The sequence below is a fragment of the Lysobacter sp. GCM10012299 genome (assembly GCF_042649405.1).
Lineage (GTDB): Bacteria > Pseudomonadota > Gammaproteobacteria > Xanthomonadales > Xanthomonadaceae > Lysobacter_J.
In genome coordinates, this window is the sequence record NZ_JBHRZC010000002.1 from 275,338 (window position 1) to 297,240 (window position 21,903).

A 21,903-nucleotide genomic window follows, 5' to 3' on the forward strand; every position below is an offset into this window, starting at 1 on the left:
TGTCAGTTCCTCGCCCGTGCCAGGACCCAGGCCGGCACGGGCTTGAGGTCGCGCACGAGACCGACGGACGCCAGCAGCTTCAGGCCGTACCAGGTCAGGTCGATCTCCCACCAGCGGAAGCCCTGGCGCACCGTTCCCGGGAAGAAATGATGGTTGTTGTGCCAGCCCTCGCCGAAGGTGAGGAGGGCGAGCAAGGCGTTGTTGCGGCTGTCGTCGCGCGTTTCGAAACGGCGGCTGCCGAAGCGGTGCGCCAGCGAGTTGATCGTCACCGTCACGTGGAACAGCACGATGGTAGATATGAAGAATCCCCAGACGACCAGTTGCATGCCGCTGGTTCCCAGCGAAGGCGCGACGTGTTGCAGGAACGCGCCCAGGCCGTACAGCGCCAGGGCCAGCGCGACGGGAACGGCGATGTCGTAGCGGTCCAGCCAGCGAAGTTCCGGGTAGCGCGCGAGATCCGGTACGCGCGACAGGTCAGTGTCGAAGGCGCGGCGCGTGAGGAACCAGCCGACGTGGCTGCGCCAGAATCCGTGGACGCCGGGCGAGTGGAGGTCCAATGGCGAATCGGCATTCGCGTGGTGGTGGCGATGATGCGCCGCCCACCACAGCGGCCCCCGCTGCACGCAAGAGGCGCCAATCAAGGCGAAGGCGAACTGCACCAGGCGCGACGCGCGGAACGTGCGATGCGAGAAATAGCGATGGTAGAACGCGGTGATCGCAAACAAGCGCACCGCGTAGAGGGTTGCGGCGACGGCGATCGCCGTGGCCGACACGCCGACCCACAACACGCCGAGGCACGCCAGGTGCATCGCGACGAAGGGCACGACGCGGACGAGGTCGAGCCTGTCGCCGTGGTCGACATCGTCGGGCCCGGGCCCGGGCGCGGTGCCGGCGTCGAACCACCGGCGGACCGAGGTGACCGCGTGCAAACGCGAGGGCAGGGCAGCGGAAGGAGGCATTGGCTCGGGACGAAGGATCCAGGACGCTTTATGGCATGCAGCGTCCAACGGCCACATCCGTAGATTTGCGTAGGCCGGCGGTCCTTCGGGAAATACCGGCGCACATCGCGCGAAGTTGCGTAGTTGTACCGAAGGCACGCGATCGCAGCACCGCTAACGTCGAGGTGGCGCCGCGATGCGTGCTTTGCGGACGCGCCGCGCCCACGACCCTTCCTTCCCTCGATGGAGATGCTCATGAAAGCGATGACGATCGCGACGATCGCGTTCCTGGCCTGCACGTCGGCGCACGCCGCTGGGCCCGAACCCGGGCGGCTCTCACTGACCCTGCTGGGCGGCGGCGATGTTCCCGTCAGCGGTGACGTGCACGACGGCGCGACGGTCGACGTTCCTGATCTTGGGCCGCTCAACCCGGCCCTGGCCGGCGTCGGTGCGCAGCTGCGCATCGGTTCACGCAGCCACGACCGCGTCTACGACATGGCCACCACGTACGGGCTGCGGATGGCCTGGGGCATGAGCGACCGCATGGAAGTATTCGGCGAACTCCGGGAGACGCACGCCTCGGCGGGGAGTGTGCAAGTCGGCGAGGCCTACGTGCCCGCGCTCGATGTCGCGCTACCGGTGTATGGACGGTTCTCGCCCTATGAGGCGTGGAGCGCGGAAGTGGGTGTGCGCTGGTACTTCATGGATCCTGGCTTTGCCCGTCCGTACGTGGCTGCGCGCCTCGGCGGTACCGAGACGGACGACATAGACGCGACCTTCGGGATCCCCGACGCCGGCATCCTCATCCCCAACGCGCCGTTCTACGAGAAGAAGTGGGCGCTCAGCGCGGGTCTGGACGTGGGCGTGAGCGTGCCGCTGTCCGAACGCGCCAGTTTCGTCGCCGAAACCGGCGTGCGTTACGTCGACGACCTGGAAGGCGACGACAGCGCGATCGGGCCGCTGGGTCTGGCGCGGATCAACGACACGGGCCGGCGCGTTTCCGTCCCGGTAACGCTGGCGTTGCGGTGGGACTTCTAGGGCACAGGGCGGATCGCGTGAAGCCCGGGCGTGAGGCCGTACTCATCGGCCTTGCGCACCAGTTCCAGCGTGCTGTGCACGTTGAGCGCCTGCATGATCGCGTACTTGTGCGACTCCACCGTGCGCACCGACACCCCCAGTTCGGCGGCGATCTGCTTCGACCGCAGGCCCGCAGACACCAGCTGCAGGACCTGCATCTGCTTGTCGGTGAGCTCCTGCTTCTGCCCACGGGCGGGCGCGGCGATGACGCGTGCGCCCAGCGTGGGCGTGATGTACGTGCGGCCGCCGCGGACCACATGGATCGCCCGGAGCAGTTCCTCGCCAGCCGAGCTCTTCAGCACGTAGGCCGATGCTCCGGCGCGCAGCGCCTGTTCGGCGAGTGCGGGGTCCGCATGCATGGTCAGGAAGAGGAATGGAACCTGCACGCCGGCCGCGCGCAGCTCGCGCATGACGCTCAGGCCGTTGCGATCGGGCATGCTCAGGTCGGTCACGACGAGGTCGGGCTCGTACTGCCTCACGGCCTCGAGCAGCGCGGTTCCGCTGGACACGCACGCCACCAGTTCGCATTCGTCCTCGAGCAGGCGCTGCAAGCCTTCGGCCACCAGGCGGTGGTCGTCGGCGAGCACGACGCGTGGTCGATCGGCGCGCATCTCAGGCATCATCGTCACCATGCTATAGGACGGCGGAGCAGGGTGGCTCCGTGACGAGGGTACTCCACCACCCCCAGGCAGGGCAGTCGCAGGAGGATTTCATGAACACGCGACGTGCGATGGGCCACCCGCTCGCCGTTGCCAGCATCGTGGCCGTGTCGGTGGCATGTTCGCAGTGGGCGTCGATGCTGCTGTGGATGCCGAACCCGCGCAGCCACATGGTGTGGTTCCCGGGCGCAGTCCTGCTGGGCGCACTGTTGCTGCAGCCACGCCGGCACTGGTGGGCGTGCATGCTCGGGACCGCCGTCGGCGAGGCGGCCGCATTCGGCGTCCTCGGCGTTCCGCCGCTGCCGGTCACCATCGCGATGCTGGGCTCCCTGTTCCTTACGCCGGCGGTCGCGATGGCGCTGGAATCGCTGCGCAGCCGCCTGCAATCGCCGCTGGAGGACTTCCGCCTGCTGACCGCCTTCGTGGTGCTGGGCGGGCTGGCGCTCCCCATGCTCAGCGCAGCGTGGATCGCCGTCGCGATCCGCGGCACCGTGCTGGAACCGTATCTGTCGGACTGGCCCAACGTCACGCTCGCGCAGAGCCTGGGCAACCTGATGCTGGTGCCCGCCGTCGTATGGACGGCGATGCGTCGACGCAACCCGGTGCCGCTGGAAACGGATGGCGCCAGTATCGCAGTCGGCGTCGGACTGCTGGTGACCCTGTGCCTGTTGTGGACCTGGCACCTGCCGATGCAACGCCTCCAGCCCGCGCTGGTGGTCGCACCGGTGCCGTTCCTGATCTGGGCAATGGTGAGCTTCCGCGCCGTCGGTGCCTCGTTGGCGATGCTGGCCACAGGCCTGCTTGCCATGCATTTCAGCATCGCCGGCGTGGGACCCTTCATCCGCGTGGACCTGGCGACGACGACCATCGCCGTACAGCTGTGGACCGCCCTGCTCACCGTGGCTCTGCTGTACATGACCGTGGTCGTCGAGCAGCGCGCCACGCGCACGCAGGCGCTCCAGCAAGCACACCAACGGTTGCAGGCGATGACCGTGCAGTTGATGCGTGCGCAGGAGGACGAACGCAGCCGCATCGCGCGCGACCTGCACGACGGCATCAACCAGTCCATCGCCTCGATCGCGATCCGGTTGAGCATCGCCAGGCAGCATGCCAAGGGAGCCGAACGCGAGTTGCTTGGCGAACTTCAGGCGGCCGTGACCGATGTGTCCGAGGATGTTCGCAGGCTCTCGCACGAACTGCACCCCAGCCTTCTGCACTACGCGGGCCTGACGATGGCACTGCGTTCGCTTTGCCAGGCGCAGCCCGACAGCCTCCACGTGCACGCGGAACTGGAGGAGTTGCCCGAGCTTCCGCTCAACGTCGCCACCGCGCTGTATCGCATCGCGCAGGAGTCGCTGCGCAACGTCGAGAAGCACGCCAAGGCCAGTCAGGTCATCGTACGCCTGAAGCGCGTGGGCGCCGACATCCAGCTGGAGATCGGCGACGACGGCGTCGGCCTCGACGATCAAGGGCACGATGCACCGCGCGGACTGGGCCTGCTCAGCATGCGCGAACGGGTGCGCGAGATCGGCGGCGAGCTTCGGCTGGTCAGCGGCCTGCACGGTGGGACGCGCGTCATTGCGCGTGTGGCCGGCATCTCGTCGCAGGCGAACCAGCGTGAGGACCACTGGGGATAGCGAGCGCATGTCCGTGCTCCCGTCCAGAACGTGAAGATTGAACCGCATTGTTGCCGTCGCGCGCCTGCGTCGCAGCACTGAGGCTGGATCAGTAGAACTACGCACGCCGGGATGCCGATGCTTCGCTGCCGCCGCGCATGCCGCTTACCACGCTGCCCCGGTCCCTGCGGACTTTCTGAGATACTCGCCTCCTGACCTCAAGCCCTGCCCGACCATGCCAGCAAGCGCCAACCTTGGGTTCCTTGACGCGCCGGGCAAGGTCGCTGCGATGATGCGCAGCCATGACTGGAGCGGCTCGACTCTCGGCCCGCCAGCACAGTGGCCGCAATCGCTGCGCAGCGTCGTGAGTCTGCTGCTGTGGTCCAAGTTCCCGATGTTCGTCGCCTGGGGGCCTCGGCTGGGGTTCGTGTACAACGATCCATACGCGGAGATCCTCGGCGCGAAGCATCCGTCTTCACTGGGGCGGCCGTTCGAGGAGATCTGGTCCGAGATCTGGAGCGAGGTGGGGCCATTGGCGCACCGTGCACTCCAGGGCGAGGCCAGCTACGTCGAGAACATGCCGTTGCTGATGAGTCGCAAGGGCTACGACGAGCAGACCTGGTTCACATTCTCCTACTCGCCCGTCACCGGCGACGATGGCCGGATAGCGGGCATGTACTGCGTATGCACGGAGACCACGCACAGTGTGCTCCTGGAAACCGCGCGCGAGGCGCAGACGCAACGGCTTGCATCGCTGGCCGAGCAGCGCCAGCTTGCGCTCGACGCCGCCCAGCTGGGATGGTGGCAGTACGACACCGCGACCGGCACGGTCACGCACGACGAGCGGTATGGGCAGATCTACGGACTGGGCGGATCGGCGCCGCGCCACGTCGATGAGATCCGTCGCCTGGTGTACGAGGAAGACGCCCCCCGTCTGCGGGCCGCGGCCGAGGCCGTGGTCAAGGAATCCGAGCCGGAGCCCTATGCAATCGAGTACCGCATCCATCGTCCCGACGGTGCCACCCGTTGGCTGGAGGCGCGCGGCATTCCGAGTTTCGAGGGCAGCGGCGCGTCACGCGTATTGACGGGTTACGCCGGCACCGTCGCCGACATTACCGAGCGGCGCATGGCGGAGGAGGTTCTGCGCGAGGAAGAGGCGCGTTTCCGGCTGATGGCGAATGCCTCGCCGGCCGCGCTCTGGCTGACCGATCCAGACGGGTACTGCACCTTCCTGTCCAGCCAGTGGTATGAGCTGACCGGTCAGACCGAAGCCCAGGCGCTTGGCATGGGGTGGACCACCGCGACGCATCCGGACGATCAGGAGCAGGGGCGCAACGCGTTCCTTGATGCAAACGAAAAGCGCCAGGGGTTCCAGACCGAGTACCGCCTCCGCACCGCGGATGGCTCCTATCGATGGGCGGTGGACCTGGGCCGTCCGTGGTACTCCGAAACCGGTGAGTACGCGGGCATGGTGGGCGTGGTGTTCGATATCGACGCGCGCCGCCGCGCGGAAGAGGCAGTCGAAGAAGCCAGCCGTCGCAAGGACCAGTTCCTAGCGACGCTGGCGCATGAACTGCGCAATCCGCTGACGCCGATCTCCAATGCACTGCAGCTGTGGCCGCACATCGAAGACAGGCCGGAGGAGTCGCGCCGGCTGCGCGAGATGATGGAGCGACAGGTTAGGCAGATGGCGCGGCTCATCGACGACCTGCTTGATGTATCGCGTATCACGCGCGGCCGCATCGACCTGCGGCGGGAACGGCTTGACCTGTCGCTTGCGGTCCATGGCGCCGTCGAGGCACTCAAGCCCTTCATCGATTCCAATGCGCATCGACTGGTCGTCGAGCTGCCTGATGAGCCGGTGTACGTTGAGGCTGACCTTGGCCGGCTCGTACAGGTCTTCGGAAACCTGCTGCACAACGCAGCCAAGTACACCGCGCCGGGCGGCGAGATCCGCATTGTCGCAAGGCAGGAACGCGATGCGGCAATCGTTACGATCAGCGACAACGGGTTGGGTATTCCGGCGGGGATGCTGACGGAAGTCTTCGAGATGTTCGCACAGGTGGATCAGTCGCTGGGGCGTGCGCACGGTGGGATGGGTATCGGTCTGACGCTGGTAAAGAGCCTCGTCGAACTGCACGGCGGCCGAACAGAGGCGCGCAGCGAAGGCGTGGGCCGCGGCAGCGAGTTCGAGGTGCGTCTGCCCGCCATTTCCAGCGGGATCGCGCCTGTCGCACTGGTGCAGCCGCTCTCGGGAGCCCCTGCGCTCCCGACGCATCGCATCCTGGTCGTCGATGATCTGACATCGTCGGCCGACACCCTGGCGCTGTTGCTGGAATCGCTTGGACAGCACCTGCAGGTCACTTATGACGGCGCGGCAGCGCTGGAAGCGTTCGATGCCTTCGGGCCAGAGATCGCTTTCATCGATATCGCGATGCCCGGCATGGATGGTTACGAAGTCGCGCGTCGTGTCCGCGCCCGCGAAAGTCGCAGACCGTTGCTGATCGCGTTGACGGGATTTGGCCAGGAAGAGGACCGCAACCGGGCCCTGGAGGCAGGGTTCGACCTCCACCTGGTCAAGCCGGCAACGATCCAGGCACTGCGCGAAATCCTCGCCGCTGCGCGTTTGCGCAGCACGGGGTGACCAAGCAACAGGCGTCCTGGCTATGGGCGCCTGCAAACGGGTCAGGGAGCAGCCGCAGCGCCGGCGTCGGTCTTCGCTGCCGCTGCCGGGCCTGCCGACAGACCCAGCTGCTTCATCAGACCGAGCGAATCGGCGCATGTCCATTCTTCGGCGATTCGCCCGTCTGCCACGCGAAACAGCGTCGTGCCCGTGACCTGCACGGAGCGACCGGTCGCCGGAATGCCATTGCCGGCGCCAGTGTTGGTCCCGTGCGCAGTCCAGCGCACGGCCACCAGGTCGCGCTCGGCAACCTGCTTGTCGACCGTGATCCTGAGATCCGGGAATGCCTCGCGCCATCCCTTGGCTTCGGCCATGCCATCGGCATGGGTGAAGGTGTTCCTGCCACCGTGGCCAAGGAAGTCAGCGGCGTACGGCACTTCGAATCGACCCTGACTGAGGCCTTCCTCGTACACCCTGCGGGTGATCGACTTGTTGGACTCCAACGTCTCGGCGCGAACGCCGTCGGACGCCGTGGCCTTGCAGGGAACCACGCCGACGAGGGCGGCGACTGTTGCCACGGCGGATAGCAGGATGTTGAACGTCTTCATGACCATCTCCGAAACGCGGAAGTGCGTGCTGCGGATGATGGGGTCCCGTACGACTGCTGGCGCTGCGTTGGTGTCGGGCGGATGCTGCGGCGGGATGAGTAGCGGCTGCGCGGTGACGGCGCCCGCGCTGCGCTCAGCGAAGCAACACGTCCAGCGCCGCCCGGTAACGGCGGCTGCCGTTCACCTGCGCGCCGTCCTTGAGCAGAACGACGAAGTCGCCATCAAAGAGCGGCTGGACTTCGCGAATCCTGGCGATGCTGACGATCGCCGCGCGTGATACCCGGATGAAGCGTTGCGGGTCGAGGCGGGCCTCGAGGCTGGTCATCGTCTCGCGCAGCAGGTGATGCTTCGCGCCGGTGTGGACCTCGACGTAATTGCCTGCGGCGACGATGCGATCGACCTCGTCGATGTCGACCAGGCGGACGCGACCCTCGGAACGGATTGCCAGTCGCGTGGGGTAGCGCTGCAGCTCTCCTCGATCGATCGACCTCAATGCCTCGGAAACGCGCCAGGCAAAGTCGTCATCGGGATGGGCCAGATGCGAACGGGCGCGCTGCAGCGCGCGGCGAAAGCGCTCGGGATCGATCGGCTTGAGCACGTAGTCGATCGCCTGGGCATCGAACGCACGCACGGCGTGTTGATCGAATGCGGTCACGAACACAACCGCCGGCATGCGGTTGCCACCGACGGCTTCAATGACGGCGAACCCATCGAGCTCGGGCATCTGCACATCGAGGAAGACGAGGTCGGGCGAATGCGTGCTGATCGCCGATATCGCCGTTGCGCCGTCACCGCACTCTGCGATGACTTCGATGTCCTGCTCGTTCCGCAGCAGCCGCAGTATCCCGCGGCGGGCGGCTGGTTCGTCGTCAACGATCAGTGCGCGGATGGTCATGCGACAGTGTTCCAAGGCAGGGCGATCTCGGCGATGACGCCGCCGCCATCGGAACTGCGCACGTCCAGGCGCTGCCGGTCCGCATACAGCAAGCGCAATCGCGCCCTCGTGTTCGCCAGCCCGATGCGCTCGGTCATCGCAGGTGGCAGCCCGCGTCCGTCGTCGACAACGCGCAGCAGCAGGCAGTCGCCTTGCCGGTCCGCCTTGATTTCCACTCGCCCCGGGCCGGCACGCGTGGCCAGTCCATGGCGCAGCGCGTTCTCGACCAGTGGCTGAAGGATCAGGTTTGGAACCCGCGCGTCGAGAGCCAGATCAGGGACGAGGATGCTGTAGCTCAGGCGTTCGCCGAAGCGGGCCTGCTCGATCTCGAGATAGCTTTCGAGAAAGCCGATCTCTTCGCCCAGCGTCACCTCATGCAGGTCGGTGCTGTCGAGCGAGCGGCGCAGCAGCGCGCTGAGCTGCAGGAGGATGCGATCTGCGGCCTCGACATCCTCGTGCATCAGCACCGAAATCGTATTGAGAGCGTTGAAGAGGAAGTGTGGCTGCAGCTGGGTGCGCAGTGCCTGCAGACGGGCATCGGCCAGCTGCGCTTCGAGGCGGAGCCGCCGACGGTCCTCCTCCCGGGCCGTCCGCACGAGACGCGCCACGTGCGCCGCGGCGACGATCAGCCAATAGACCGGGAGGTTCAGCAGGAACGTCGTACCCAGCAGCCGGCTGAATGTGCCCAGCCAGGTGGGTTCGGCGTGGGTCGCGCCGACGACCGGCGCCGCCAGCGCGAACAGCGCCAGGCTGACAAGTGCACAGGTCGCCGAAGCGACGCCGTGTATCGCAAGCGCGGCCAGGACGTGCGGCCGCTGGAGCGGAAACCGCGCCTCGAGCCGGAGTGCGATCGGAGTGAGGGCAGCCCACGTCGTGGCCCAGACGAGCCAGATGGCGCTGGCACGCGCCCACGCCAGCGATTCACCGCGCACCTGCGCGGCAAACCAGGCCTGACCGGCGAAGAGCATCGCCACCAGTGTCCATGCGCCCAGGATGGCCACGCCCCGGCGGCCGATTCCGGACCTGTTCTCCACTACCGGTGTCGCCATGTCCGTGCCCCTCTTCTGGCGATCTGTGCCCTTGGCCGCGCCGCCTTAGCTGGCGGCGGCAGCCTGCGCAATGGTGCCAGCGTAGCTGGATTGCGGCGTGCGGACGCGCCGGAGGGTGACGACCGGGGGCCACGATGGGGTGAGTGGCGGTTGCAACCACGTGGGACTCGTAGCCGAGGTACGATCCGGCAGCTGCCGCCTCAGGAGAAATGAGATGAAAGACATCACTGTCGTAGTAGGCGCGGGCTCGACGGCGGCGTCACGGCCTCCTATTTCTACGGAGTCGTGGGCACAGCGTACGTCGCAGGGGCTGTCACTCACGTCTTACTGTTTTCGGGCTATGCGCTGTACAAGGCCGGGTTATTCGGCAACACGGGGCTACTTATCTTCGCTGCCGTGATCGGTTTCGCGCCGATCATCTTGGCGGCGATTGCGAGCCGGTTCTTCGAGCCTGCACTGCTGCGGCCGGTCCCGATGCGATGAGCGCAGGCGAGCGTCGGCTTCTGGCCGTAAGCGGACCTTGGGTCTACCTGGGCGCCCAGTCCGGTGCTAACGTCCGCCTCCGACGCAAAGCGGACACCCGCGCTTCGACAGCTACCGCCGGACGTACTGCTCCGGCCTGGAATCGGACGTGCCATAGGCGTGTTGTCGTTGGAATGAGTAAACGACGAGGCGGAGGGGCCTCGATGCCCCCCCGAGGGCCTGAGGATAGCCATGGTTGATCTGAACGACATTGCCCTCTTCGTCCACGTCGTGCGGGCCGGGAGCTTCGCCGCGGCAGCACGGCGTCTGGGGATGCCGTCGAACACGGTTAGCCGACGGATACAGGGTTTCGAGCAACATCTTGGTGTGCGCTTGTTCCAGCGCTCCACCCGCCGCTTGACGCTGACCTCCGCCGGGACGACGTTCTACGAGCGCAGCGCGGAGCAGGTGGAAGCCCTGGTCGAAGCGGCCAGGCAGGTCGGGGAAGGCAGTCAGCTTGCCAGCGGCAACGTCCGTGTGGCGGCGCCCGCGGACTTCTTCCGCTGGTTTCCAGTGGCGTGGATGGCCGACTTTCTGGCTGACCACCCCAAGGTTCGCCTGGAGTTCCTGCTTAGCGACGAAAAGGTGGACCTGATCGATCAGGGCATCGATGTCGCTATTCGGGGCGGCCTGGAAGCCGACCCGACGCAGGTGGCCCGACAGATCGGTACCGTTCGTAACGCGCTAGTGGCCAGCCCCGGCTACCTCGCATCGCGTGGAACGCCAGTCTCGATCGCATCACTGGCAGAGCACGATTGCATCGTGGCGTCGAAGACCGCGGGCCAGACCGTCTGGAAGCTGACTGGACCGCGCGGTGACGAAGAGGTCGTGGTCATTGCGCGGTTCCAGGCCAACATGATGCATCCGCTGCTGGACGCAGCGCTGACGGGCGTGGGCATCGGCCTCCTGCCAACCACCGCCACCGCTCCCTATGTGGAAGAGGGGCAACTCGTCGAAGTGCTTCCCGAGTACGGCACCAACGTCGCCGGCATCTACCTGGTCTACTCCAGCCGGCGACAACAGCCGCGCGCGGTGACTGAGTTCATCGATTTCACCATGGCAAAGATCGTCGATGAAGGGTTCGTGCACCCGCTATCGACCTCGCGCGCAAAGACTCGATGAGGGCGCCTGCGCGGCGCCTCTCAAGCATCGATATCGACCACGATCTTTCCGAAGTCGGGCCCATCGAGCTGGCGAATGAACGCCGCCTTGGCATCATCCCATGCATACCGATGGCCAATGATGGGGTGGATGTCCTTGCTCTCGATGAAGGCGTTCATTTCTTCGAACATCTTTCTCGAACCTACGCGGACGCCTCGAACGCTCACCATCCCACCGAGAATCGACAAGGCCTTGACGGACCCGGCAGGATTGATCAGGCCGACAAGGTGGACATGGCCATCCCGGGCAGCGGCCGCAATCGACCGTTCCAGTGTGTCGGGTCCTACGGTGTCCACGACGTGCTCGACACCGCGGCCACCAGTAAGCTTACGGACCTCTTGGTGCCATTCCGGGTTGTTGTGATAGTTGACGACCTGATCAGCTCCAATGTCGACTGCGCGTGCCAGCTTGGCGTCGCTGGACGAGGTGACGATCGCCTTGGCCCCGAGCGCCTTTGCAAACTGAAGTGCAAACAGGGCGACACCGCCCGTGCCAAGAATGAGCACCGTCTCCCAGGCCCGGACGTCACGGACCGCGTTCCACGCGGTCAGCGCGGCGCAGGGGAGTGTCGCGCCTTCCTCCCACGACAGATTCCTGGGCAGGCGGAGCAGGCCCTGTTCGTTGAAGGCCCGGTACTCGGCCAGGCAGCCGTCGATGCCATGGCCGAGCGTCGTACTGGAATCCACGGCATGTTCGGGGATCGAGCCGTACAACCAATCCTGCACGAAGTTTCCGACGACGCGATCGCCGACTGAGAAGCGTGTTGCGTGCGACCCTACGGCAACCACCTCACCAGAGCCGTCCGACAGCGGAATGGTGGGCCGAGGCAGTCGAATGCCCTTGTCTCCGGCGAGATAGAAGGTGTCTTTGTAGTTCAGCGAAGCGGCGCGCATCTTCACGATGACTTCGGTCGGGCCAGGCTCGGGTATCGCCTCGTCAAACAGGTGAAGTGCATTCAGGTCGGGGGCGGTCAGTCTGTAAGCAAGCATGTCGTGGTACCTGGAGGGTAATTCGAGTCGCGGACGCATTCGGTGCGTCGCTGCTGGATCCTGCGCGCTGCCCCGTCCGTCCACCAGACCCTTTCGTGGATTAGACCCATCCATCCATGCGAGCAATACGGATGCGAAACGGCAGCCAGGGGTTCTGCAGATGGATGACTGAAATCCATATCTCCCGACTAATCAACGCGGGCCCTTGCGCTTAGATTTGCGATGCAAGTCCACACAGGCCAGCCAAGGCGAGCCGCGCGTAAACCGGCGTACAGCAGCGACGTCGCGGGCGGCTCTCAGGAAACGAGGAATCCACGTGATATCGAAAGCGAAAAAAGTGATCGCCGTCATCGGCGCATCGGGCCAGCAGGGCGGTGCCGTAGTGCGCGCCCTCCGGGCGGACGACCAGTTCCACGTACGCGCCCTGAGCCGCAATCCAAGTCGCCACCTCGACCTGGGTCATGAAGTTCACAAGGCCGATCTGAACCAGCCTGGTGGCCTGGAGGCTGCCTTCACGGGAGCGCACGGCGTCTTTCTTGTCACCAATTTCTGGGAACAGGGCGCCGACGAGGTCAAGCAGGCGACGGCGGCGATCCGGGCCGCCAAGCGCGCTGGCGTCCGGCATCTGATCTGGTCGACGCTGCCCAACGTCGAAGAGATCAGCGGTGGCAAGTACACCGTTCCGCATTACACCGGAAAAGCAAAGGTGGACGCGATCATCCGCGAAGCCGGATTCGAGCACCACACGTTCGTGATCCCGCCGATGTACTACCAGAACCTGACGGGCCCACTGGCGCCGCAAAAGCAGGCGGATGGCTCAATGGGATGGGCTCTGCCGCTCGACCCCGGCGTTCGCGGAATCCATATGGGCGACATCAACGAAATCGGACCCATAGTTGCAGGCGCTTTCGCCGACCCAGGTCGGGCGGGCAACGGCGAGTACCTGCCCCTTGTCGGCGATTTCATGAGCTTCGATGACATCATCCGCACACTCAATAGCCAGGGGCATGCGTTCTCCTTCACGCAAGTCCAGGACGACGCTTTTCCGGCGGAGATTGCCCAGACGTTCCGGTATTTCCAGGAGTACACCTATCTCGGCTCCCCCTCGTTGGACCAGATCGACCTTGCAAACAGGATTGCAGGCCGGGAGCCGAGCGCGTTCTCTTCGTGGGCCGCGACGAACTTTCCGGTGGCCACCCAGTAGCATCCAGGCGGGAGGAGTAGCGCTGGGTTGTTGCCCAGCGCCACCATCGAGTGGTGAACGTCCGCTTCTGGCCGTTAGCGGACGTTGGAAACTACCAGCGCGCCAAGGTCGGTGTTAACGTCCGCTTCCGACCCAAAGCGGACACTTGGCATCAAAGGGGAGTCTATGAGCGACACCATCGATATCCGACTAACTTCGGACGAGCTCAGGTACGTGATCGCATGCGGTTCGGCGATCCTCCTGAACGTTCCAGCGGATTCGCTGCCGGCCTATTGCCATTTCAGCAAGGCGCAGATCATCGAGTTCACTACGCGAATGCGTGATCTACTCGATGAAGCAGAGTGCGACATTTGAGGCGCCCGCTTTCGACCCAAAGCGGACATTCTTTGTCGGGTCAAGCTTGGCCTTTGGAGAGAACGATGCTGGACGTCGTTGCGCACTTGGAAATCGAACTAGCGTTGCTGCCATCGGCGGTGCAGAAGCGTTCCGGGTATCGCCCAAACCATAAGCACCCTCGTACCGGTGAGTTCTTTCTTGGCGAAGTCACCTTTGAGAGCGGATCCGCCGACCCTGGCGAAGTGGCACGTGCGCAAGCCCGAGTCGTGACCTCGGCGAGCGATCTCGATTCACTACTGCAATTCGGTTCGTGGTCGGTTTGGGAAGCAACTACCCATGTAGCCCAAGTCCGCGTCACTGGCTTGATCAGTCGTGGGCCCCTAAGCGCGTAGACCCGACGCCGGTCTAGCTGGCCCAAAGTGGATGTCCGCTTCTGGCCGAAAGCGGTCGTTGCGCAGGCGAAAGCCAAGAGCGAGTGCTAATGTCCGCTTCCGACCCAAGGCGTTTCCCCACCATTCTGGAGGGATCATGAAACTACGCACAGCCACGAGTCTGATGTTCTGCCTTGTCGTTGCGGGTTGCGCTACCGGACCGGCAACGACTCACTCGGCCAATGCCAGCCCGACCTCAAACCAGAGCGACCAGGATCTGGCCGAGAAGCGCCGACTGCGGCGCCTGGAGACGATGGCGGCTCCCATTCCCCAGCGAACTGGACTCGTGCGAGGGAAGTAGGTCTGGGGATGTGCGGTCCAGAGCCCGCGCCTGACCGCTAGCAGCCATCCGGCAACCGCGTTCTAGCGCAGCGCGCTGTCCGGCACATCCAACTGGATCGACAGCGCCAGGTGATCCGACTGCGCTGCGGGCAACGCGCGCGCGTTTGACGTGCGCAGGCCGTCGCCGACCAGGATGTGGTCGATCGCGCGCTGCGGGCGCCAGCTCGGGAACGTCGGTACGTCGCCCTCGGGCGGTTGCAGGCGCGTGCTGCGGAACAGCGCCTGCATTTCCGGGCGGTCGATCGAGCAGTTGAAGTCACCCATCAGCACGGCGTGCGGGTGGTCGTGCAGCAGCTCGGCGATGAAGCCCAGCTGCGCGGCGCGCGACGTGGCGCCCAGTGAGAGATGCGCCACGGCGACCAGCAATGCGGCATCGCCTTCGCCATAGCGAGCGAGCAGCACCCCGCGGCCGGAGATGCGGCCTGGCAACGGGTGGTCGATGACTTCGCGCGGCTCGAGCCGGCTCAGCAGGCCGTTGGCGCTGGACGCAACGCCGCCGACGCGGCGGTTGGGCTGGTGGCTCCAGTAATCGAAGCCGCCGCGCTGGGCCAGGTAGTGGGTCTGGTTGGTGAACCCGGAGCGCAGGCTGCCGGGGTCACTCTCGTTGAGGCCGACGATGTCGTGTTCGCCGGCCAGTTGCGCGATGGTGTCGAGGCTGCCGCGCTTGTTGCCGGCCGGCAGCACGTGCGACCAGCTGCGCGCGACGTAGTCGTGGTAGCCGCGCGTGCTCGACCCCGCCTGGATGTTGGCACTGAGCAGGCGGAGCCGGCGCGTCTCCATTCGAGCGGTGGTGCCCGGTCAGCCGCCAGCCGGAGCCGGGGCAGCGGACTTGGCGCGCTCCTGCGCGACCAGGTGGTCGGCGATGCGCAGGCTGTCCTCGAAGCTCTTGCCGACTACCTTGTACTTGCCGTTGACCACCATCGACGGGGTCGAGTCGACGCCGCTGCGGGTGATGAAGTTGGCGGCGCGCTTGAGCTTGGCATCGACGGCGAAGCTGCTCATGGTGCTTTCGAACTGCTTGGGATCGACGCCGTACTTGGCGTAGAAGCCGGCGATCTGGGCGTCGGTCGGCAGCGGCTGCACCGGCATGGTGTGGTCGACGTGGATGGCGTTGAACATCGCCTCATGGGTCTTGTCGAGCACGCCCATCGCCTGCGCCGTGTAGAAGGCCTTGGCGTACGGCATCCAGTAGCCGCCGAACGGCGCGGCCAGCGGGACGAACTTCACGTCGGCCGTCTGCTTGGCCTTCCAGGCTTCGACCAGCGGTTCGAAGTGCGCGCAGTGCGGGCAGGTGTAGCCGAAGACTTCGACCACTTCGATCTTGCCATTGGTGGGCTCGTAGGACTGGCCGCCGGCGATTTCGATGTAGTCGGTGCCCAGGACCGGCGCCGGGCCTTCCGGCGGGGTGGCGGTCGCCGCCGGAGCGGCCGGTGCCGGCGCTTCGGACGGTGCGGTTTCGGTCGTCGCTGCCGGTGCGGCGGCAGCGGTCTCGGCCGGTGCCTCGGTGGTGGCAGCCGGGGCCGCCGGTGCGGCGGTGTCGGCCGGGGCCGGGGCCTGCTTGGAGCAGGCGGACAGGGCGAGCAGGCCGGTCAGAACCACGGCAAGGTGAGGCAGGCGCGAGGTCATGGATCGATTTCTCCGCAAAAGGCTATGGCTGGAAGGTGTGGCCGGCGCTCAGGCGTCCGGGCCGGGCATGAGGTGTCACAGCAAGAATACCGGCCACCAGGGCTGACCGGTATTCCGGGCACGCAGTCAGTGTGTTGCACGCTCGCGTTGGACGAGTTGATCGGCGATACGCAGGGTGTCGTCGAAACTGTTGCCGAGGATGCGGTACTTGCCGTTCACGATCAGCGTCGGCGTGCCTTCCACGCCGCTGCTGCGGATGAACGCTTCGGCCTTCTCCATGCGCGCCTGCACCTGCGGGCTGTCGTAGGTGGCGGCGAAACGCTGCGCATCGACACCGTAGCGGGCGTAGAAGCTGGCGATCTCGTCGACCGACGGATTGCGCAGCGGCAGGGTGCCGTCGGTGTGCAGGGCCAGGAACATCGCGTCATGGCTCTTGCCGGCCACGCCCAGTTCCTGCGCGGCGTAGAAGGCCTTGGCGTAGGGCGTCCAGTAGCCGCCGAACGGCGCCGCCATCGGCACGAAGTTGACCTGCTTGGCGTTGCTGGCCTGCCACTTGGCGACCTGCGGCTGGAAGTGCGCGCAGTGCGGGCAGGTGTAGCCGAACACCTCCACCACCTCGACCTTGCCCTTCACCGGCGCGAACGGCTTGCCGCCGTCGATCACCACATAGTCGTTGCCCTCGACCAGGGCGGCCGGGGCGTCAGCGGCCACGGCACCGGAGAAGATCGCGGCGGCTGGCAGGGACAACAGGACCAGAGCTTGCAGGAACGCGGACCGCAGGACGGGACGACGGATCATCGTAGGGCTCTTGAGGGCAGGCGATGGAAGGGTTGGATTCTGAAAACAAAACGCCGGTCGTGTGGACACGACCGGCGCAAGCAGACAACAGGAGGAGATATTCGCTGTGACCGTGGGCCACCGGCGAAAGTTCCGCCTTTTATGAACCGGAGGCGGGCGCCGCCGGCTCCTTGGTCGGGGCGGGCGCCGGAGCGGGCGCAGCCGCCGGAGCGGCAGCAGCCGGTGCCGGGCCCGGAGCTGCGGCCGGCAACGCGGCCGGGGCGCCAGCGGCGGCCAGGTCGTCGTGGCTCGGGTGCAGGCCCTGCAGATAGCTCGACAGCGAGCCGATTTCCTCGTCGCTGAGCTGCTTGGCGACCGTGGCCATCACGTTGAACAGGTGGGCGTCGCGCTGGGTGGTAGTGCCCGTGCGGTATTCCTCGAGGCGGCGCTGGGTGTAGGCCGACTGCTGGCCCGCGATGTGCGGGTAGGCCGGGCCCGGGTTGCCGGCGCCGTCGGGGCCGTGGCACGCCATGCAGGCCGGGATGCCGCGGGCCTTGTCGCCCGAGCGGAACAGCTGCTGGCCGACTTCGAAGAACTTCTTGCCCGAGTTCGGGCCGGTCGCGACGACGGTGTCGTCGGCGACGCCGGCGCCGGCCTTCTGGGTGGCGAAGTAGGCGCCGATGTCGCGCGCGTCCTGGGCGCTGAGGGCGTCGGCGAACGGCTTCATGACCGCGGCCATGCCGGTGTTGCGCTCGCCGCTCTTGAACAGGGAGATCTGATGGGCGATGTAGCGCTCGCTCTGGCCAGCCAGGCGCGGGTACTGCGGATCGGTCGGGTTGCCGTCCAGGCCGTGGCAGGCGGCGCAGGTGCCAGCCTTGGTCGCGCCAGCCTTGGCGTCACCCCAGACGACCTTTTCCGGCGCGGTGTTCAGCGCAGCGGCCTGGACCGGCGCGTTGTCCGGGACCGGGGTAACGGTGGTCTGGGCGTAGGCGACGGCAGCGGCCGCCATTGCGGCGAGGCCGATCATGCCGAGGACGCGGGCTTGGCTCATGTAGCTGGGCTCCGAAACACTTTAAGAGGCGCCCAGGATTGCGGACGCCGGAACCGCGGAATTATCGTCGCCGCTTCCGGTCGGGTCAACGCAGATCGTGCGCAGGACCTGCCCGAGTGAGGCGTTTTGCGCTGCTTTCGGCCTTTTGCGAGGGCCCCAACAGCGGGTCAGGGTGGCAATTCCGGCGGTCGGGGGCGTCGCCATGCGATCCTATGGCATGGCCAATCCCTTCGTCCGCGCCCGCTACCTGCTGGCGGCGCACAACCACAAGCAGCTGCCGCCCGAGGGCGGGACCGAGGTCGCCTTCGCCGGCCGCTCCAACGCCGGCAAGTCCAGCGCCCTCAACGCGCTGTGCCAGCAGAACGCGATGGCGCGGGTCTCCAAGACCCCGGGCCGCACCCAGCAGCTGGTTTATTTCGACATCACCCCGCCCAGCGAGGAGCCGGTCCCCGGCAACTACCTGGTCGACCTGCCCGGCTACGGCTACGCCAAGGTCCCGCAGGACCTGCAGGCGCACTGGCAGGCGTTCATCCACCAGTACTTCCAGACCCGCGAGTCGCTCAAGGGGCTGGTGGTGGTGATGGACATCCGCCACCCGCTGCGCGAGTACGACCGGCAGATGCTGGGCTACGCGGTCAACCGCGGCCTGCCCGCGCATGCATTGCTGACCAAGGCCGACAAGCTGGGGCGCGGACAGCAGACGCAGACCCTGCATGCGGTGAAGCGCGACCTGTTCAGCGCCTTCGGCGACACGGTCAGCGTGCAGACGTTCTCGGGCGAGTCGAAGCAGGGCGTGGAAGAAGCGCGCGCCGTAGTCGCCGGTTGGCTGGGCCTCTAAAGCTCCGCACCGTCACCGTCATCCCGGCGAAAGCCGGGATCCAGGGTCGCACCGCATCAGCACTGTCACCGTCATCCCGGCGAAAGCCGGGATCCATTTTGACTTTGCTTGCGAGGTTCAACTTGAAGGCGCGAGTCAAAGTCGAAGCCAAAGCCAACGTCCTTGGATCCCCGCCTTCGCGGGGATGACGGTGAGGTATACCCGTCATTCCCGGGAAGGCAGAAGCCTGCGGCCAACAGCAACGTCAAGATGGATCCCGGCGTTCGCCGGGATGACGGTGAGCGTTCGCCGGGATGACGGGCAATAAAAAACCCCCGCCGGATCGCTCCGGCGGGGGTTCGTTCTTCAGCCCGGGAGGGGGATCAGAACTTGTACGACGCGCCCACCAGGTAGGTGCGGCCCCACTCGATGTACTCGAGCGGACGGTCCTTGCTGCTGGCGTAGGTCTGGTACGGCGAGTTGGTCAGGTTGCTGCCCTGCAGATACAGGCTCAGGCCCGACATCGTGCCCTCACCGAACTCGTAGCTGATCTGCGCATCAAGCTGGTCGTCGCCCACCACGTAACGCAGCGTGCGGTTGCCGTTGAAGTTGCCGATCTCGCCGATGAAGTCCGAACGCCAGCGCTCGCTCACGCGGGCCTCGAAACCACCGCGCTGGTAGTACGCCGTGAAGCTGTACACCTCGTCCGACAGGCCCGGCAGCGTGATCGGCGCCGAACCGACGCTGCTCGCGCTGTCCGGATCGACGATCTCGATGTCGCTGTCGTTGAAGCTGGCGTTGGCCACGATGCCGAAGCCTTCCAGCGGCTCCCACAGCATGTCCAGCGGCAGCGACGCGCTCAGCTCCAGGCCCTGCAGCATGCCGCCCTGGCCGTTGTACGGCGCCGTGAAGTTGCCCGTGGTCTGGGCCGGCACGCCACCCGGCGGCGGCACGTAGTCGGCAACGAAGCTGCTGAAGTCGTAATTGTCCTGCGTCTGCTTGTAGATGTAGCTGCGCAGGTCCTTGTAGAAGTACGCAGCGGCCACGTATGCGCGGTTGTCGCCGAAGTACTTCTCGTAGGAGATGTCGAACGCGTTGGCACGCCACGGATCCAGGCGCGGGTTGCCGCCGCTCGCGCCGGGCTTGCCGGTCGAGGTGTCGACGCCGAACTCGAGCGAGGCGCGCATGTCGTCCACGCGGGCGCGGGCGACCTGGCGGGCCAGGGCGAGGCGCAGGGTCTGGTCATGCTCGAACGAGAACGCCAGGTTCAGGCTCGGCAGCACGTCGGTGTAGGTCGTGCCGTCTTCGAACGGCTTGGCCGCACCGGCGCCACCGTTTGCAGTGCCGTCCCAGTAGTTCGCCTTCGACGACTGGTCGGTGTGCTGGATCTGCACGCCGACGTTGCCGCGGACACCGACCGAACCCCATTCGGTGTCGATGTCGGCCTGCACGTAGCCGGTGGTGATCTTCTCGTTGACCGTCCAGGCCTTCGACACCAGGTACGACAGGTCGGACACCGGGTTGAAGGTCATGTAACGATCGACCGCGCCCGGCACATTCCAGGACGGGATGTAACCGATGCCGGCAAAGCCGAGGTTGACCGGGTCGAACTGCAGGTCAGAGGCGATCGTCGTGTTGCCCTGCGGGCCGAGGTTGATGTTGCCCTCGGGCTGGGTCTTCTGCTTCTCGCGATCGGCGTAGTTCAGGCCGATGTCGATGTTCGACAGCCAGCCAGCGGCCGACGGTGCCGGCAGCGAGACGACGACGCGTGCGCCCTTGAGCTCGTCCTCGACGCTGGGAACCTTGCCGTAGCCCGAACCGTAGATCGTGTTGGTCAGGTACAGCGTGCCCGGGTCGGAGTAGTCCAGGCCCGGGTTCAACTGCGAGAAGTCGCTGTTGCTGAAGCCCAGGTTGACCGTGTCGAGCTGCGGCGCGGGCAGGCGCTGGGTGTTGTTCTCGAGATTGAGCTCGTCGCGGCTGGCCTTGGAGTAGCTCAGGTCGGCGTTGACGCGGGCGTTGCCCACGGCGAAGTCGTTGTTCCAGCCAAACGCGTTGATCTCGTCTTCGCGCTTGTTGTACATGCCGCGGACCAGCGGATACACACCGCTGGCGGCGCCGCCGGTGAAGGTGTTGTTGCCGTTGACCTGGGCGCCGGTGAGGCTGAGGCCCGGCGTGTAGTTGCCGTTGTAGCCGCCAATGTGGACTTCGAACTGGTTGGCCGTATCGACCTGCTCAGCCTCGGTGTGGAACAGGTCCAGCGTGCTGGTCCAGGCATTCGACGGGCGGTACTGCACCGTGGCCATCACGCCGTCGCGTTCGGCATAGCCGGTGCGGCGCAGGGCCTTGATGCCGTCGGAGTAGAACGTGCCTGCGGGCACGCCAGGGCGCGCGCCGGCGCCGACCGCGGACCACGGCTCGTACAGGCCGACCTGCTCTTCCTGGATCGGCGTCTCGAGGTGCGAGTAACCGATCGAGAAGCCCAGGGTGTTGTCGAGGAACTGGCCGATGTAGCTGGCGTTGATGCGGTTGCCGTCGCCGTCGCTGTCGGCAGCCGAACCCAGCGAGTTCTTCTGGTAGCGGGCGCCGAACACGGCCACCGGCTCGCTGAAGCTCAGCGGGCGGACGGTCTGCATGTCGATGGTGGCGGACAGGCCCTGGCCGACGAGGCTGGCGTCAGGGGTCTTGTAGACCGTCACGCCGTTGAACAGCTCCGACGGGTACTGGTCGAACTCGACGCTGCGGTTGTCGCCGGTGCTGACCACTTCGCGGCCGTTGAGCAGCGTGGTGGCGAAGTCGGGCGACAGGCCGCGGACACTGATGACCTGCGCGCGGCCGGCCACGCGCTGGGCGGCCAGGCCCGGCAGGCGGGCGATGGATTCGGCGATGCTGATGTCAGGCAGCTTGCCGATGTCTTCGGCCGAGATGGCTTCGACGATCGAGGTCGAATCCTTCTTGGTCGAAATGGAGCTTTCGATACCGGCGCGGATACCGGTGACGACCACCGAGTCCAGCGTCGTGGCGTCCTGGCCAGGCGTGCCCGGCTGGCTCGTTTCCTGCGCCTGGGCGCCTGCGGCGATCAGCATCGTCGCCGATGCCAGTGCCACGCTCAGCAGATTGCGCTTGAGTTGCATCTCCCCTCCCAC

General features: G+C 66.1%; 18 protein-coding genes. 7 read left to right on the forward strand and 11 right to left on the reverse strand.

Annotation, left to right across the window (positions count from 1 at the left end; all coding sequences use genetic code 11):
* Positions 1-2: 2 nt before the first annotated feature.
* The gene (locus ACFOPO_RS05565; protein WP_386701750.1) at positions 3-959 is read right to left on the reverse strand and encodes an acyl-CoA desaturase; all 957 of its coding nucleotides are present in this window, start codon (positions 957-959) and stop codon (positions 3-5) included.
* Positions 960-1,193: 234 nt separating this feature from the next.
* Between ACFOPO_RS05565 and ACFOPO_RS05570 the strand changes: the two genes are divergently transcribed.
* Positions 1,194-1,976 (forward strand): hypothetical protein, encoded by a 783-nt coding sequence (locus ACFOPO_RS05570; RefSeq protein WP_386701752.1) that lies wholly within the window; start codon positions 1,194-1,196, stop codon positions 1,974-1,976.
* On the opposite strand, the gene ACFOPO_RS05575 is transcribed toward ACFOPO_RS05570, so the two are convergent.
* Positions 1,973-2,635 carry a response regulator gene (locus ACFOPO_RS05575; RefSeq protein WP_386701754.1) on the reverse strand — a complete coding sequence of 221 codons (663 nt, stop codon included), beginning with the start codon at positions 2,633-2,635 and terminating at the stop codon, positions 1,973-1,975. The two genes, ACFOPO_RS05570 and ACFOPO_RS05575, sit on opposite strands and share 4 nt — an antisense overlap.
* 92 nt (positions 2,636-2,727) lie before the next feature.
* On the opposite strand from ACFOPO_RS05575, the gene ACFOPO_RS05580 reads away from it, so the two are divergent.
* Positions 2,728-4,311: an MASE1 domain-containing protein gene (locus ACFOPO_RS05580; RefSeq protein WP_386701756.1), complete on the forward strand. Its 1,584-nt coding sequence runs from the start codon at positions 2,728-2,730 to the stop codon at positions 4,309-4,311.
* A 214-nt stretch (positions 4,312-4,525) separates the two neighbouring features.
* Positions 4,526-6,934 carry a PAS domain S-box protein gene (locus tag ACFOPO_RS05585; RefSeq protein ID WP_386701758.1) on the forward strand — a complete coding sequence of 803 codons (2,409 nt, stop codon included), beginning with the start codon at positions 4,526-4,528 and terminating at the stop codon, positions 6,932-6,934.
* A gap of 41 nt (positions 6,935-6,975) precedes the next feature.
* On the opposite strand, the gene ACFOPO_RS05590 is transcribed toward ACFOPO_RS05585, so the two are convergent.
* The 3 genes from ACFOPO_RS05590 to ACFOPO_RS05600 all read right to left on the reverse strand — a co-directional run bounded on the left by ACFOPO_RS05590 (position 6,976) and on the right by ACFOPO_RS05600 (position 9,504).
* Positions 6,976-7,521, reverse strand: coding sequence for an ester cyclase (locus ACFOPO_RS05590; RefSeq protein ID WP_386701760.1), 546 nt, complete (start codon positions 7,519-7,521; stop codon positions 6,976-6,978).
* Positions 7,522-7,654: 133 nt separating this feature from the next.
* Positions 7,655-8,416 (reverse strand): LytR/AlgR family response regulator transcription factor, encoded by a 762-nt coding sequence (locus ACFOPO_RS05595; RefSeq protein WP_386701762.1) that lies wholly within the window; start codon positions 8,414-8,416, stop codon positions 7,655-7,657.
* Positions 8,413-9,504: a sensor histidine kinase gene (locus ACFOPO_RS05600; RefSeq protein WP_386701764.1), complete on the reverse strand. Its 1,092-nt coding sequence runs from the start codon at positions 9,502-9,504 to the stop codon at positions 8,413-8,415. The genes ACFOPO_RS05595 and ACFOPO_RS05600 overlap by 4 nt, the downstream gene beginning before the upstream one ends.
* A 714-nt stretch (positions 9,505-10,218) precedes the next feature.
* Here ACFOPO_RS05600 and ACFOPO_RS05605 point away from each other — a divergent pair.
* Positions 10,219-11,148, forward strand: coding sequence for a LysR family transcriptional regulator (locus ACFOPO_RS05605; protein ID WP_386701766.1), 930 nt, complete (start codon positions 10,219-10,221; stop codon positions 11,146-11,148).
* Positions 11,149-11,168: 20 nt separating this feature from the next.
* Here the strand turns inward: ACFOPO_RS05605 and ACFOPO_RS05610 are convergent, their stop codons facing one another.
* Complete coding sequence (locus tag ACFOPO_RS05610) at positions 11,169-12,176, reverse strand: NAD(P)-dependent alcohol dehydrogenase (protein WP_386701768.1); 1,008 nt, start codon at positions 12,174-12,176, stop codon at positions 11,169-11,171.
* 316 nt (positions 12,177-12,492) lie between these two features.
* Between ACFOPO_RS05610 and ACFOPO_RS05615 the strand changes: the two genes are divergently transcribed.
* Together ACFOPO_RS05615 and ACFOPO_RS05620 are read left to right on the forward strand one after the other, a co-directional pair.
* The gene (locus ACFOPO_RS05615) at positions 12,493-13,380 is read left to right on the forward strand and encodes an NmrA/HSCARG family protein (RefSeq protein ID WP_386701770.1); all 888 of its coding nucleotides are present in this window, start codon (positions 12,493-12,495) and stop codon (positions 13,378-13,380) included.
* A gap of 165 nt (positions 13,381-13,545) precedes the next feature.
* Entirely contained in the window at positions 13,546-13,734 is a 189-nt protein-coding gene (locus ACFOPO_RS05620) for a hypothetical protein (RefSeq protein ID WP_386701772.1), read from the forward strand.
* Between the two features lie 776 nt (positions 13,735-14,510).
* Here the strand turns inward: ACFOPO_RS05620 and ACFOPO_RS05625 are convergent.
* From ACFOPO_RS05625 to ACFOPO_RS05640, 4 genes are all read right to left on the reverse strand, one after another.
* On the reverse strand, positions 14,511-15,269 hold the full coding sequence (locus ACFOPO_RS05625) for an endonuclease/exonuclease/phosphatase family protein (protein ID WP_200609119.1): 759 nt from the start codon (positions 15,267-15,269) through the stop codon (positions 14,511-14,513).
* Between the two features lie 18 nt (positions 15,270-15,287).
* The gene (locus ACFOPO_RS05630) at positions 15,288-16,115 is read right to left on the reverse strand and encodes a thiol:disulfide interchange protein DsbA/DsbL (protein WP_386701775.1); all 828 of its coding nucleotides are present in this window, start codon (positions 16,113-16,115) and stop codon (positions 15,288-15,290) included.
* 126 nt (positions 16,116-16,241) lie between these two features.
* Entirely contained in the window at positions 16,242-16,913 is a 672-nt protein-coding gene (locus ACFOPO_RS05635) for a thiol:disulfide interchange protein DsbA/DsbL (RefSeq protein ID WP_386701777.1), read from the reverse strand.
* Positions 16,914-17,052: 139 nt separating this feature from the next.
* A complete protein-coding gene (locus tag ACFOPO_RS05640) occupies positions 17,053-17,943 on the reverse strand; it encodes a c-type cytochrome (protein WP_386701779.1) in 891 nt (296 codons plus the stop codon).
* A gap of 217 nt (positions 17,944-18,160) precedes the next feature.
* Between ACFOPO_RS05640 and yihA the strand changes: the two genes are divergently transcribed.
* The gene (gene yihA / locus ACFOPO_RS05645; RefSeq protein WP_386701781.1) at positions 18,161-18,781 is read left to right on the forward strand and encodes a ribosome biogenesis GTP-binding protein YihA/YsxC; all 621 of its coding nucleotides are present in this window, start codon (positions 18,161-18,163) and stop codon (positions 18,779-18,781) included.
* Positions 18,782-19,143: 362 nt separating this feature from the next.
* On the opposite strand, the gene ACFOPO_RS05650 is transcribed toward yihA, so the two are convergent.
* The gene (locus tag ACFOPO_RS05650) at positions 19,144-21,891 is read right to left on the reverse strand and encodes a TonB-dependent receptor (RefSeq protein WP_386701783.1); all 2,748 of its coding nucleotides are present in this window, start codon (positions 21,889-21,891) and stop codon (positions 19,144-19,146) included.
* Positions 21,892-21,903: the final 12 nt, after the last annotated feature.